The sequence below is a fragment of the Variovorax sp. J22G73 genome (assembly GCF_030317035.1).
Taxonomy (GTDB): Bacteria; Pseudomonadota; Gammaproteobacteria; order Burkholderiales; family Burkholderiaceae_C; genus Variovorax.
Genome location: NZ_JASZYK010000006.1, coordinates 222,330 through 236,283, shown reverse-complemented (window position 1 = coordinate 236,283; position 13,954 = coordinate 222,330). Strand labels below are relative to the sequence as shown.

Genomic DNA, 13,954 nt, shown 5'->3' with positions numbered 1-13,954 from the left:
GCATCGACAGCAGGTCGAAAGAAGGAGCCGCTCCATGACACCCACGCAGATCGAAAGCTACGTCGACGCCGCCGCCGCGGCGCTCGCGCTGCCCCTCTCGCCCGCGCACCGCCCCGGCGTGCTGCGCTACTTCGCGCTCGCGGCCGACTTCGCCGCGGTGGTCGAGTCGGTGCCGTTGGCCATGTCGGTCGAACCGGCGGTGCATTTCTCGCCGGTCGCACCTGAGGAGAAAGAGGCATGAGCGCCGCGGAGCTGCTGGCGCGCGATGCCACCGCCATGGCCGAAGCGGTGCGCACCGGCACCGCCAGCGCCACCGCGCTGGTGCAGGCCAGCCTCGACCGCGTGGACGCCACCGACGGCCGGGTCAACGCCTTCACTTCCGTGCTGGCCGAGCGCGCGCTGCGCCGCGCGGCGCAGGTCGATGCCTCGCTCGCCTCGGCGCAGGGCGCGCGCACGCGGGAACTGCCGCTGCTGGGCGTGCCCTTCGCGGTGAAGAACCTGTTCGACATTGCCGGCCTGCCCACGCTCGCGGGCTCGAAGATCGAGCGGCAGACGGCGCCCGCGCGCGCCGACGCCGCCTTGGTGCGCCGGCTGGAGCGCGCCGGCGCCGTGCTGGTGGGCGCGCTGAACATGGACGAGTACGCCTACGGCTTCACCACCGAGAACAGCCACGAAGGCCCCACGCGCAACCCGCACGACCTCACGCGCATCGCGGGCGGCTCGTCGGGCGGCTCGGGCGCGGCGGTGGCCGCGGGGCAGGTGCCGCTCACGCTGGGCTCGGACACCAACGGCTCCATCCGCGTGCCGGCCTCGCTGTGCGGCGTGTTCGGGCTGAAGCCCACCTTCGGGCGGCTGCCGCGCACGGGCAGCTTCCCTTTCGTGTCGAGCCTGGACCACCTCGGCCCCTTCGCCCGCTCGACCCGCGACCTGGCGCTGGTGTACGACGCGATGCAGGGGCCCGAAGACACCGCCTACCCGCACGACCCCGGCTGCGCGCAGCGTGCCGCCGAGCCGGTGTCGCCGGTGCTGGCGCACGGCACGCGCGGGCTGCGCATCGGCGTGCTGGGCGGCTATTTTCATGAACGTGCAAGCGCCGAGGCGCTGGCTGCGGTGGAGCTGGTGGTCGACGCACTGGGCGCGGGCGTGGCCCAGGCCAGCGTCGAGCTGCCGCTGGTGGAAGCCGGGCGCGCCGCGGCCTTCCTCATCACCAACGCCGAAGGCGCGGCGTTGCACCTGGACGACCTGCGCCGCCGCGCGCACGACTTCGAACCGCTGTCGCGCGACCGCTTCCTGGCCGGCGCGCTGCTGCCCGCGGCCTGGGTGTCGCGCGCGCAGCGCGTGCGCCGGGTGTACGCCGAAGCGGTGGCGCGCCTGTTCGGCCGTTACGACATCCTGCTGGCGCCGGCCACGCCCAGCGCGGCCACGCCCATCGGCGCCGAGACCTTCGAGGTCAACGGCCACACGCTGCCGGTGCGGCCGAACATGGGCCTGCTGACGCAGCCCTTCTCGTGCATCGGCCTGCCGGTGTGCGCGGTGCCGGTGTGGGGCGCGCACGCCAGCATGCCGATCGGTGTGCAGGTCGTTGCCGCCCCCTGGCGCGAAGACCTGGTGCTGCGCGTGGCCGCGGCGCTCGAAGCGGCCGGCGTGGCGCACGCGCCCGTTGCCGCGCTCACCCTGGAGAAGACCCCCGCATGAACGCCACCGACATCAACCTGCCCGACGTGCTGGCCGAAGTGCAGGCCGCCTTCGCCCGCTACGAAGACGCGCTGGTCCACAACAAGGTCGAGGTGCTCGACGAGCTGTTCTGGAACAGCCCGACCACGCTGCGCTACGGCGCCACCGAGAACCTCTACGGCTACGACGAGATCCGCGCCTTTCGCGCATCGCGCCCCTCGCAGGGGCTGGCGCGCGAGCTGCTCATCACCGTCGTTACCACCTACGGTCGCGACTTTGCCACCGCCAACTGCGAGTTCCGCCGCGAAGGCGCCGCGCGCACCGGCCGCCAGAGCCAGACCTGGATGCGCACGCCCGAGGGCTGGCGCGTGGTCTCCGCGCACGTCAGCCTGCTGGGCTGAGGCACGCGCCACGCGGCACCTGCTTTGCCTCTCTGCCACTTTCTTCCTTCCAGTCCTTCAACTTGTATCGAGCAACGGAGTACGTCATGACCAGCCAATTCAATCGCCGCGATTCCCTCAAGACCCTGGCCGCGCTGGGCGCCGCCGGTTCGCTAGGCAGCTGGAGCGCGCTCGCGGGCGCGCAGGCCAAGCCATTGACCGTCGGCGTGATCTACGTCGGCGCGCGCGACGACTACGGCTACAACCAGGCGCACGCGCAGGCCGCCGCCGAAGTGAAGAAGATGCCCGGCATCAAGGTGGTGGAAGAAGAGAACGTGCCCGAGACCGCCGCCGTGCAGAAGACCATGGCCGGCATGATTTCGCAGGACGGCGCCAAGCTGCTGTTTCCCACCTCGTTCGGCTACTTCGACCCGCACATCCTCGCGGTGGCGCCCAAGAACCCCGACGTGCGCTTCTCGCACTGCGGCGGCCTGTGGACCGAAGGCAAGCACCCGAAGAACGTGGGCAGCTTCTTCGGCTACATCGACGAGTGCCAGTTCCTGAACGGCGTGATCGCCGCGCACATGACCAAGAGCAACAAGATCGCCTTCGTCGCGGCCAAGCCCATTCCGCAGGTGCTGCGCAACATCAACGCCTTCACGCTCGGTGCGCGCTCGGTCAAGCCGAACATCACCTGCAGCGTGATCTTCACCGGCGACTGGTCGATGGCCGTGAAGGAGGCCGAGGCCACCAACAGCCTGGCCGACCAGGGCTGCGACGTGTTCACCATGCACGTGGACGGCCCCAAGGTGGTGGTCGAGACGGCGGCCAAGCGCGGCAAGATGGTCTGCGGCTACCACGCGAGCCAGGCCAAGCTGGCGCCCAACGCGTACCTGACCGGGGCCGAGTGGAACTGGCTCACGGCCTACAAGACCATCATCGACGCGGCCCAGGCCGGCAAGCCGCACCCCAACTTCCTGCGCGGCGGCCTGAAGGAGGGCTACGTGAAGATGTCGGCCTACGGCCCCATGGTGCCGGACGCCGCGAAGAAGCAGGCCGACGACATCAAGGCCAGGATGATCGCGGGCAGCTTCGACATCTTCAAGGACGGCATCAAGGACAACAAGGGCGCAATCGTGGTGCCCGCGGGCAAGGTCCTGAAGCAGAACGACCTCGAACTCGAGAAGATGAACTACCTCGTCGAAGGCGTCGTCGGCTCTGTTTGAAGCCCAGCGCACCGCCGTCATGCGCCACGCACTCAAGGAATTCGCCCTGCCGGTGTTCGCCATCGCGGCGGCGCTGCTGTTGTTCGGCCTGGTGGTGGCCTTCGCCGGGGTCGACCCGGTGGAGGTGTGGACCACGCTGTTCAAGGGCGCGTTCGGCGACTGGTTCTCCTGGCAGAACACGCTGCAGCGCGCCGCGCCGCTGATGCTCACCGCGCTGTGCGTGGCGCTGCCCGCGCGCGCCGGGCTGATCATCATCGGCGGCGAAGGCGCGCTGGTGCTCGGCGGGCTGGCGTGCGCGGCGCTCGCGCATGCGGTGCCGCTGCCGGGCAACGTCGTTGGCACGGTCGTCGTCTGCATCGCGGGCGCCGTGGTGGGCGGGCTGTGGATCGTGCTCGCGGGTTGGCTGCGGCAGTTTCGCGGCATCAACGAGACCATCAGCAGCCTGCTGCTGGCCTACATCGCCATCGGCATCTTCAAGCACCTGGTCGAAGGGCCGCTGCGCGACCCGGCCAGCCTGAACAAGCCCTCGACCTACGCGCTGAACGACGGGCTGCTCATCGGCGGCATCGGCGGCTCCGACATCCACTGGGGCCTGGCCATCGGCGTGGTGGCGTGCCTGGGACTCGGCTGGTGGCTGCGCGCCACGGCCTCGGGCTTCTCGGTGCGCGTGGTGGGCGGCAACCCGCGCACCGCGCAGCTGGTGGGGCTGCCGGCCACGCGGCTCATCCTGTCGGCCTGCGGGCTGGGCGGTGCCTGCGCGGGGCTGGCGGGCGCGGTGGAGGTGGCGGCGGTGCACACCAACGCCAACGCCTCGCTGATCGCGGGCTACGGCTACGCGGGCATCCTGGTGTCGTTCATCGCGCGGCACAACCCGTTGGCCATCGTGCCGGTGGCCATCCTGTTCGGCGGCTTCGGCGCGGCGGGCAGCCTGCTGCAGCGGCGGCTCGGCCTGCCCGATGCGTCGGTGCTGGTGCTGCAGGGCATCGCCTTCGTGCTGATCCTGGCGAGCGAGGGCCTGCGCACGGTCAACTGGAAGAAGTTCGGGGACCGGATGCTGCCCGAGGCGAAAACCTACGACACCCACTACGACACGAACTACGACAGGAGTGCTGTCGTATGACCGCCGCGCCGGGCCGCCCCAAGCAAGGTCGCACCGCAGTGCGAAGCACGGAGGTATTCCAATGACTGCCGACCAATGGATCGCGCTGGTCGCCGGCATCGTCGGCGGCGCATTGCGCGTGGGCGCGCCCTTTCTCTTCGTGAGCCTGGGCGAGTGCCTCACCGAGAAATCGGGCCGCATCAACCTCGGCCTCGAAGGCGTGCTGGTGCTGTCGGCCATGGCGGCTTTCGGCGGCGCCTACCTCACCGACTCGGCCTGGCTGGGCGTGCTGATCGGCGCGGTGGCCGGTTCGCTGCTCGCGCTGCTGCATGGCCTGCTGTGTTCGCTCGACCGGGTGAACGACGTGGCCACCGGCATCGCGCTGATGCTGCTGGGCACGGGGCTGGCCTTCTACCTCGGCAAGCCGCTCATCCAGCCGCAAGCACCGCAGATCCCCGCCATTCCGCTGGGCTTCTGGAGCGACAACACGGTGGTGCGTTCGGCGCTGCAGCTCAACGCGCTGGTGCCCATCGGCGTCGCGCTCGCGGTGCTCTTGTGGTGGGGCTTCGCGCGCACGCGTGCCGGCCTGCTGGTGCGCATGGCGGGCGACTCGGCGCAGGCCACGCGCGCGCTCGGCTATTCGGTGTCGGGCCTGCGCATCGCGGCAACGACGGCGGGTGGCTTCATCGCGGGGCTGGGCGGTGCGTCGCTCACGCTGTTCTATCCGGGCAGCTGGAACGAGGGCATCTCCAGCGGCCAGGGCCTGATCGCCGTGGCGCTGGTGATCTTCGCGCGCTGGAGCCCGTTGCGCTGCGTGGGCGCGGCGCTGCTGTTCGGCGGCGCGGGCGCCATCGGGCCGGCGCTGCAGTCCATCGGCATCGGCTGGGGCTACCACCTGTTCAACACCGTGCCCTACGTGCTCACGCTGGTGATCCTGGTGTTCACCTGCAAGCCCGGCAGCGCGGCCGTCGGCAGCCCCGGCGAACTTTCATCGACAAGGAGCTGAACGACATGAGCGGTTTCGGAGGCCTCAACAAATCGGCGCACGGCGTGGTGGTCGGGCTGGTGCAATTGCAACTGCCCGACGTGAAGACGCCGGCCGACCTGGCCGCGCAGACGCGCCGCGTGTGCGAGCTGGTCGGCAAGGCGCGGCGCAACCAGGGCCACATGGACCTCGTGGTGTTCCCCGAGTACGCGCTGCACGGCCTGTCGATGGACACCAACCCGGAGATCATGTGCACGCTCGACGGCCCCGAGGTGGCGGCCTTCAGGCAGGCCTGCATCGAGCACCGCATCTGGGGCTGCTTCTCGATCATGGAGGCCAACCCCGGCGGCAACCCCTACAACAGCGGGTTGATCATCGACGACCAGGGCGACATCAGGCTCTACTACCGCAAGCTGCATCCGTGGGTGCCGGTGGAGCCCTGGGAGCCGGGCAACCTGGGCATTCCGGTGTGCGACGGCCCCAACGGCAGCAAGCTGGCGCTCATCATCTGCCACGACGGCATGTTCCCCGAGATGGCGCGCGAGGCCGCGTACAAGGGCGCCGACATCATCCTGCGCACGGCGGGCTACACCGCGCCCATTCGCCACGCCTGGAAGATCACCAACCAGGCCAACGCCTTCTGCAACCTGGCCTACACCGCGAGCGTGTGCCTGTGCGGCAGCGACGGCACCTTCGACTCGATGGGCGAAGGCATGTTCTGCAGCTTCGACGGCACGGTGATGGTCGAGGGCGGCGGGCGTGTCGACGAGATCATCACCGCCGAGCTGCGGCCCGACTTGGTGCGCGAGGCGCGCACGGGCTGGGGCGTGGAGAACAACATCTACCAGCTCTACCACCGCGGCTACGTGGCGGTGAAGGGCGGTGCGCAGGACTGCCCCTACACCTACATGCACGACATGGCGGCCGGCACCTACAAGCTGCCGTGGAGCGCCGACGTGAAGGTGACCGACGGCACCAGCTGCGGCTTCGCGCCGCCCGAACGCAACTACGCTGGATGAACGCGCCATGACCACACCCGTCGCAAACACCACTGAGCGTCACGTCGCCGCCGAGCCCTATGCCTGGCCGTACAACGGCGCGCTGCGGCCCGACAACACGGCGCTGATCGTGATCGACATGCAGACCGACTTCTGCGGCAAGGGCGGCTATGTGGACGTGATGGGCTACGACCTGTCGCTGGTGCAGGCGCCCATCGAGCCGATCGCGCGCACGCTGGCGGCGTTGCGTCCGCTGGGCTTTCACATCATCCACACGCGCGAGGGCCATCGCCCGGACCTGGCCGACCTGCCCGCGAACAAGCGCTGGCGTTCGCGGCAGATCGGCGCGAACGGCGTGGGCATCGGCGACGACGGGCCGTGCGGGCGCATCCTGGTGCGCGGGGAGCCGGGGTGGAACATCATTCCCGAGCTGGCGCCGTGGCCGGGCGAGGTGGTGATCGACAAGCCGGGCAAAGGCTCGTTCTATGCCACGGACCTGGAACTGATCCTTCGCACGCGCGGCATCGAGAACCTGATCCTCGCGGGCATCACCACGGACGTGTGCGTGCACACGACGATGCGCGACGCGAACGACCGTGGGTTCGAGTGTTTGCTGTTGTCGGACTGCACGGCTGCGACGGACCACGGCAACCATCTTGCCGCGCTGAAGATGATCACGATGCAGGGTGGCGTGTTCGGGGCGCATGCGGGTTCTGCTGCTCTGTTGGCGGTGCTATGAGGTGCCGCGAGCCTTCAGGGCAGTCGTTGATCGGCTGTTCACAGGAATACATGACATGAGCGCCACATCATCCCGGGCCATCGGCGGCCTCCCCGCGGCAAGCGGCGCGCTCGCGCTGGACACCTACAAGCTCACCAAGCGCTTCGGCGCGTTCACCGCGATGGACAGCGTGACCATGCGCGTCGAGCCCGGCACTGTGCATGCGCTGCTGGGGGAAAACGGGGCGGGCAAGAGCACGCTGGTGAAGTGCGTGGCGGGCTTTCAGCGCGCGGAAGAAGGCAGCATCCTGATCGACGGGCGCGAGCAGGACATCGCCAACCCCATCGTGGCGCGCGCGCTCGGCATCGGCATGGTCTACCAGCACTTCACTCTGGCGCCGGGCATGACGGTGGCGGAGAACCTGCTGCTCGCCGGGGGTAAGACACCGGCATTGATCGACTGGAAGACGAAGCGCGCGGAGTTGCGCGCCTTTCTCGCGACCACGCCGTTCAGCCTCGACCTTGATGTGCGGCCGTCGGAGCTGGCGGCGGGCGAGAAGCAGAAGCTGGAACTGCTGAAGCAGCTGTACCTGAAGCCGCGCCTGCTCATCCTCGACGAGCCGACTTCGGTGCTCACCCCGCAGGAAGCCGACGAGGTGCTGGGCCACGTGCGCGAATTCGCGCGCAGCGGCATGTGCACCGTGCTCATCATCACGCACAAGTTTCGCGAAGTGATGGCCTATGCCGACAGCGTGACGGTGCTGCGGCGCGGCAAGGCGGTGCACCACTGCCGCGTGGCCGACACCAGCCCCGCGCAACTGGCGCAGGCCATGATGGGCGGCGAGCAGGCGGCGGCATCGTCGGCGCCGTTCACCCGCAAGCCCGTGGCGGCCAATGCGCCCATCGGGCTGAAGGTCGAGGGACTGAAGGCGCAGGGCGACCGCGGCACGCTGGCGCTGCACGACCTGAGCCTGTCGGTGCGCGCCGGGGAAATTCTCGGCGTGGCGGGTGTGTCGGGCAACGGGCAGCGCGAACTGGTCGAAGCACTGGTCGGCCAGCGCCCGCGCCTTGCCGGCAAGGTCACGGTGATGGGGCAGCCCTACAACGCGCACCGCGCTGAGAACCGCGAACTCAAGGTGCGCAGCCTGCCCGAGGAGCCGCTGCGCAATGCCTGCGTGGGCGACCTGAGCGTGGCGGAGAACATGGCGCTGCGCGATTTCGACCGGCCGCCGCTGTCGCGCGGCGGCGTGCTGAGCTTTCCGTACTGGCGCAGCCGGGCGCGCGAATGGATCGCGGAGTACGGCGTGAAGACGCAGGGCGAAGGCGCGCCCATTCGCAGCCTTTCGGGTGGCAACGTGCAGCGCGCGGTGCTGGCGCGCGAACTGGCCGGGGACATCAATGTGCTGATTGCCGCCAACCCCGTGTTCGGGCTCGACTTCGCGGCCGTGGCGGAAATCCACTCGCGCATCGTGCAGGTGCGCGAGAAGGGCGGGGCGGTGCTGCTGATCAGCGAAGACCTCGACGAACTGCTCGAGCTGGCCGACCGCATCGTGGTGATGAGCGACGGGCAGATCGTGTTCGAAACGCCCGCGGCGGGCGCCGAACGGCACGTGATCGGCGCGCACATGGGGGGCGGGCATCACGAGAGCCACGAGCATGACGAGCCTTTGAAGGCCGCCGCGTGAATCCAGTTTTCGAACCTGTGGGCCTCCTCATGCGCATCGACACCGCCATTCCGTTTCCCTACGAGTTCGACGTCGCGAAGACCGCGCTCGTGCTCATCGACATGCAGCGCGACTTCATCGAGCCCGGCGGCTTCGGCGAAACGCTGGGCAACGATGTGTCGCTGCTGGAGGCCATCGTGCCCGCGACGCAGCGCGCGCTGCGGGCCTGGCGCGAAGCCGGCGGCCTCGTGGTGCACACGCGCGAGGCGCACCGCGCCGACCTGTCGGACTGCCCGCCGGCCAAGCGCAACCGCGGCAACCCCACGCTGCGCATCGGCGACGAAGGGCCGATGGGCCGCATCCTGGTGATGGGCGAGCCGGGCAACCAGATCATCGATGCGCTCGCGCCCGCCGAGGGAGAGCTCGTGATCGACAAGCCGGGCAAGGGCGCCTTCTACGCGACCGGCCTGCATGAGCTGCTGCAGCAGCGCGGCATCACGCACCTGCTGTTCGGCGGCGTCACCACCGAGGTGTGCGTGCAGACCAGCATGCGCGAGGCCAACGACCGCGGCTACGACAGCCTGCTGCTCGAAGACTGCACCGAGAGCTACTTTCCGGCCTTCAAGGCCGCCACGCTCGACATGGTGCGCGCGCAAGGCGGCATCGTCGGGTGGACCGCGCCGAGCACGGCGTTGCTGGCCGCCCTGGAACCCGCCGCCTGACGCCGACGCCAGCGACTAACATTCCCCCCGTGTCTACCGTTCGCCCCCGCCCTGAAACCGCCGATTCCGCCTTGCGTTCCAGCGTTCCTTCCGACGTTCCCTCGGTCGAGGTGGCCGTCTTTCGCACGCGGGCCGACGAGGTGTACGCGCAGCTCAAGCGCGACGTGGCCGAGTTCATCCTCGTGCCAGGCGACCGCTTCACCGAGAACGAGATCAGCGACCGGCTCGGCGTGTCGCGCACGCCGGTGCGCCAGGCGCTGTTCAGGCTGCAGCAGGAGGGCTTCGTCGAGGTGCTGTTTCGCAGCGGCTGGCGCGTGCTGCCCTTCGACTTCGAGCAGTTCGAGCAGCTGTACGACCTGCGCATGGTGCTGGAGACCACGGCCGTGCACCGCCTGTGCGAGACGGACCGCCACATCGACCGCGCGCTGCTCGACACGCTGGCCGACATCTGGCTGGTGCCCGCCGCGCAGCGCAGCAGCGACATGGCGCAGGTGGCGCAGTGGGACGAAGGCTTTCATTGCGCGCTGGTGGCGGCGGCGGGCAATGCCGAGATGGCGCGAGTGCACGGCGACGTGACCGACCGCATCCGCATCATCCGCCGGCTCGACTTCACCAAGCAGCCGCGCATCGACGCGACGTATGAAGAGCACGCGAAGATATTGAAGGCGGTGCGCGCGAACCGCGGGGACCAGGCGGCGATGCTGCTGCGGGCGCACATCGAGACGAGCCAGGCGGAGGTGAGGAAGATCACGCTGCACCAGGTGCACCTGGCGCGGCACGCGGGGAAGACGCCGCGCTGAGGGGGTGTTGCTCCTTCCCCTTCCGGGGGAAGGCGGGGATGGGGGCTGTCGGCGTTCGCGAAAGCGCAGCCGTTTTCAACGGCCGCTGGCCCTCACCCTAGCCCTCTCCCGCAAGCGGGAGAGGGGACAACGCGGGGCGTTGGCCTTTGCAAGCGCTGCAACCTGTTCAAAGGCCGCTTGCCCCCACCCCAGCCCTCCCCCGGGAGGGGAGGGAGAAAGACAAAAGACAGCCGCTCCCGGGTATTGCTCCTTCCCCCTTTGGGGGAAGGCTGGGATGGGGGCTGTCGGCGTTCGCGAAAGCGCAGCCTTTTCAACGGCCGCTTGCCCCCACCCCAGCCCTCCCCCAGCGGGGGAGGGAGCAAAACCGAAACATCAATCCGCCGTGATGTTCCCGCGCTTCACCACGCCCGCCCAGCGGTCCGCGTCCTTCTTCATCAGCGCACCGAACTCCCCCGGCGTCGAGCTCGCCGGCACCATGCCCTGCGACTCGAACGACTTCGCCACCTCCGGCTGCTTCAGCACCTTCGCGATCTCGGTGTTGAGCCTCGCGACCACGTCCGCCGGCGTGCCCTTCGGCGCGAGCACGCCGTACCACATGTCCACGTTGTCGGAGGTCACGCCGGCCTCGGCCAGCGTGGGCACGTCGGGCAGTTGCGCCAGGCGCTTGCCGCTGCCGGTGGCAATGGCCTTCAGCTTGCCGACCTGGATGTGCTGCAGCGCCACGTGCACCGGCAGGAACATGTAGTCGATGCGTCCGCCCAGCAGGTCGGTCACCGCGCCGGCCGTGCCCTTGTAGGGCACGTGCAGCATCTCGGTGCCGGTGCCCTGCATCAGCAGCGCCATCGACAGGTGGTGCGGCGTGCCCACGCCCGGCGTGGCGTAGGTCAGCTTGCCGGGCGCGGCCTTGGCGGCGCTCACCATCTGCTGCACCGAGGTGGCCTTCTGCACGTTCGGGTTGGTCACCAGCAGCAAGGTGCCCCACGAGGTGAGCGACACGGGCGCGAAGTCGGCCACGGGGTCGTAGCTCAGCGACTTGTACAGGCTGCGGTTCATCACCAGCGTGTTGACCTGCACCATCAGCGTGTAGCCGTCGGGCTTGGCGCGCGCCACGCGCTCGCTGCCGATGTTGCCGCTGGCGCCGGCGATGTTCTCCACCACCACCGGCTGGCCCAGCAGCGCGGGCAGGCGCGCGGACAACTGCCGCGCCACCAGGTCGATGCCGGTGCCGGGCGTGTAGGGCACCACGAGCGTGATGGGCTGGTCGGGCCAGGCGTGGGCGGCGGTGGCCAGGCCGAAGGTGGCGAGGCCTGCGAGCAGGGCGGTGAAGGTCTTGGTCAGCGAGCGCATGGTGTCGTGTCTCCGTAGTTCTTGTGGGGCGGGTTCAAGGGAATTTCAAAGGAACGAGGGCCGGGCCTTCAGCGCCACCGGGTCGTAGCCGGCCACGCGCTTGTAGTTGTCCGAGATGGCCTGCAGCTCGGCGGTGGGCACCACGTCTTCGATCTTCTCGAAGCGCTGGCCGCCCGAGCGCTCGAACACCTCGCGCAGGATGGCGTCGGGCGGGTTGCTGCGGTTGGTCAGCACCACCTCGGTGGTGGCCTTGACGCGCACGCTGTCGTACGCCTCGAGCGCGGCCGGGCCCACGCCCATGTCCTTCAGCGCGCCCGCCAGAAAGCGCGCGTCGATGATCGCCTGCCCCGCGCCGTTGGAGCCGCGCGGCACCATCGGGTGCGCGGCGTCGCCCAGCAGCGTGAGGCGTCCGTGCGTCCAGCGCGGCAGCGGGTCCTGGTCGACCATCGGGTACTCCAGGATGGTGTCCGACGCGCGAATCAGCGCCGGCACGTCGAGCCAGTCGAAGTGCCAGTCGGCAAAGGCCGGCAGGAAGTCTTCGAGCCGCCCCGCGCGGCTCCAGTCGCGCAACGCGGGCTGCGGCGCGTGGATCTCCGCGACCCAGTTCACCAGCTGGTTGCCTTCGTCGTCGATGTCGTCGCGAATCGGGTAGATCACCATCTTGCCGACCGCGAGCCAGCCCGCGCGCACCATGCTGCCGCCCGAGAGAAAGGGCTTCCAGCGCGTGGTGCCGCGCCACATGTTGATGCCCGAGTAGCGCGGCGCGCCCTCGTTCGGGTACAGCTGCTTGCGCAGCGCCGAGTGGATGCCGTCGCAGCCGACCACCACCGCGCCGCGCACCGGGGGCACGTGGGCGTTGTCGGTGGTGTCGGCAAAGTGCACCGTCACGCCGTCGGCATCCTGCGTGGCCCCGGTGCAGCGGCGGTTGCACACCACGCTGTCGGGGCCCAGGCGCTTCAGCGTCTCTTCGTACAGCACGGTCTGCAGGTCGCCGCGGTGGATGGAAAACTGCGGCCAGTCGTAGCCCGCGTGCTGGCCGGCGGCCTCGCGGAAGATGAGCTGCCCGTGCTCGGTGAAGAACACCGCCTCCTGCGTGCGCACGCCGACCTTGTCGAGCGCCGGCAGCAGGCCCAGCTCGGTGAGCTCGCGCACCGCGTGCGGCAGCAGGTTGATGCCCACGCCCAGCGGCTTCAGCTCGGGCACGGCCTCGTACACGCGGCAGGGAATGCCGGCCTGGTGCAGGCTCAGCGCCAGGGTCAGGCCGCCGATGCCGGCGCCCAGGATGATGACTTCGTTGCTCATGGTGATTCGCGCGTCGCGCTCCGTTCGGTGCTTGTCTCGGGCCGCATTAGGAACGCAGATCAACCATTTGGGAAATTTAGATGTGATATGGATTTATCATGAATCCTTATGAACTTGTCCACCCGCCAGATGCGCGCCTTTCTGCAGGTGGCGCGCATCGGCAACTTCACCCGCGCGGCCGAGCAGGCGCACATCACGCAGGCCGGCCTGAGCATCCTGGTGCGCGAAATGGAAAAGCAGCTGGGTTGCCGCCTGTTCGACCGCACCACGCGCGTGGTGAGCCTCACGCCCGAGGGCCGGCGGCTGCTGCCGGTGGTGGAGCGGCTGCTGACCGACCTGGACGACGTGACGGCCGAGCTCGGCGCGGCCGGCGACGCGTCGCGCCGCACGCTGCGCATCGCGGCCACGCCGCTGGTGTCTTCGCACCTGCTGCCGCAGGTGTTCACCACCTTTCGCGCCGCGCACCCGCAGGTCAGCCTGCGCCTGTTCGACGCCGACCTGCGCGACGTGGAGGCCATGGTGACCGCCGGTGACGCCGACCTGGGGCTGGGCTTTTTCTTCAAGGGCGCGGCGGGGCTGGAGCGCACGCCGGTCGGGCGCTTCCAGTTGATGCGGGTGGCGCCGATGGAAGCAGACGGCGAGGGCAGCGAGGGTGCCGAGGCACCTTCCCCCATGGGCACCGTGCCGTGGTCGGCCCTGCGCGCCGCCGAGTTGGTCGGCCTGCCGCCGGGCAACCCGATCCAGAAGGTGATCGACCAGCACCTGGCCGACATCGGCCGCGCCGACGCGCAGCTCACGGCATTCAACTTCTTCGGCACGCTGATCTCGATGGTGGAAGCTGGCTTCGGCACCGCCGTGATGCCGACCTTCGCGCTCGCGGCCTGCAGGCGCCACCGCGTGCGCACCGACGTGCTGGTCAAGCCCAAGGTGGGCATGGACTTCTACCGCATCACCAAGCGCGGCGCGCACGAGACGGAGGCCATGCAGGCCTTCGTGGCGACGCTGGCGAAGGCGCTGCCGGCGCTTTCCCGCTAGCCCGG

The 13,954-nt window shown here is 69.5% G+C and carries 14 protein-coding genes; 12 read left to right on the top strand and 2 right to left on the bottom strand.

All coding sequences use genetic code 11. The features are described from left to right. Positions 1-34 precede the first annotated feature (34 nt). The 11 genes from QTI51_RS22575 to QTI51_RS22525 all read left to right on the top strand — a co-directional run bounded on the left by QTI51_RS22575 (position 35) and on the right by QTI51_RS22525 (position 10,265). Positions 35-241 (top strand): AtzG-like protein, encoded by a 207-nt coding sequence (locus tag QTI51_RS22575; protein WP_116911520.1) that lies wholly within the window; start codon positions 35-37, stop codon positions 239-241. Next, positions 238-1,695, top strand: a complete 1,458-nt coding sequence (locus tag QTI51_RS22570; protein ID WP_116911519.1) for an AtzE family amidohydrolase — start codon at positions 238-240, stop codon at positions 1,693-1,695. Before QTI51_RS22575 ends, QTI51_RS22570 begins: the two co-directional genes overlap by 4 nt. Then, positions 1,692-2,075: an oxalurate catabolism protein HpxZ gene (hpxZ, locus tag QTI51_RS22565; RefSeq protein WP_116911518.1), complete on the top strand. Its 384-nt coding sequence runs from the start codon at positions 1,692-1,694 to the stop codon at positions 2,073-2,075. Before QTI51_RS22570 ends, hpxZ begins: the two co-directional genes overlap by 4 nt. 86 nt (positions 2,076-2,161) lie before the next feature. Next, positions 2,162-3,280: a BMP family ABC transporter substrate-binding protein gene (locus QTI51_RS22560; RefSeq protein ID WP_116911517.1), complete on the top strand. Its 1,119-nt coding sequence runs from the start codon at positions 2,162-2,164 to the stop codon at positions 3,278-3,280. Between the two features lie 19 nt (positions 3,281-3,299). Then, complete coding sequence (locus QTI51_RS22555; RefSeq protein WP_116911516.1) at positions 3,300-4,400, top strand: ABC transporter permease; 1,101 nt, start codon at positions 3,300-3,302, stop codon at positions 4,398-4,400. 61 nt (positions 4,401-4,461) lie between these two features. After that, positions 4,462-5,385, top strand: coding sequence for an ABC transporter permease (locus QTI51_RS22550; protein WP_116911515.1), 924 nt, complete (start codon positions 4,462-4,464; stop codon positions 5,383-5,385). A gap of 5 nt (positions 5,386-5,390) precedes the next feature. After that, entirely contained in the window at positions 5,391-6,383 is a 993-nt protein-coding gene (locus QTI51_RS22545; protein WP_286516207.1) for a formamidase, read from the top strand. A 7-nt stretch (positions 6,384-6,390) separates the two neighbouring features. Beyond that, positions 6,391-7,101 (top strand): biuret amidohydrolase, encoded by a 711-nt coding sequence (biuH, locus tag QTI51_RS22540; RefSeq protein ID WP_116911513.1) that lies wholly within the window; start codon positions 6,391-6,393, stop codon positions 7,099-7,101. Between the two features lie 55 nt (positions 7,102-7,156). Beyond that, positions 7,157-8,764: an ABC transporter ATP-binding protein gene (locus QTI51_RS22535; RefSeq protein ID WP_116911512.1), complete on the top strand. Its 1,608-nt coding sequence runs from the start codon at positions 7,157-7,159 to the stop codon at positions 8,762-8,764. A gap of 29 nt (positions 8,765-8,793) precedes the next feature. Then, positions 8,794-9,465: a cysteine hydrolase family protein gene (locus QTI51_RS22530; RefSeq protein ID WP_116911511.1), complete on the top strand. Its 672-nt coding sequence runs from the start codon at positions 8,794-8,796 to the stop codon at positions 9,463-9,465. 29 nt (positions 9,466-9,494) lie between these two features. Continuing rightward, positions 9,495-10,265: a GntR family transcriptional regulator gene (locus QTI51_RS22525; protein WP_116911510.1), complete on the top strand. Its 771-nt coding sequence runs from the start codon at positions 9,495-9,497 to the stop codon at positions 10,263-10,265. Between the two features lie 372 nt (positions 10,266-10,637). Here the strand turns inward: QTI51_RS22525 and QTI51_RS22520 are convergent, their stop codons facing one another. Continuing rightward, positions 10,638-11,612, bottom strand: a complete 975-nt coding sequence (locus QTI51_RS22520; protein ID WP_116911509.1) for a Bug family tripartite tricarboxylate transporter substrate binding protein — start codon at positions 11,610-11,612, stop codon at positions 10,638-10,640. A 45-nt stretch (positions 11,613-11,657) separates the two neighbouring features. Further along, positions 11,658-12,914: a flavin-dependent oxidoreductase gene (locus tag QTI51_RS22515; protein ID WP_116911508.1), complete on the bottom strand. Its 1,257-nt coding sequence runs from the start codon at positions 12,912-12,914 to the stop codon at positions 11,658-11,660. 108 nt (positions 12,915-13,022) lie between these two features. On the opposite strand from QTI51_RS22515, the gene QTI51_RS22510 reads away from it, so the two are divergent. Beyond that, on the top strand, positions 13,023-13,949 hold the full coding sequence (locus tag QTI51_RS22510; protein WP_116911507.1) for a LysR family transcriptional regulator: 927 nt from the start codon (positions 13,023-13,025) through the stop codon (positions 13,947-13,949). Positions 13,950-13,954: the final 5 nt, after the last annotated feature.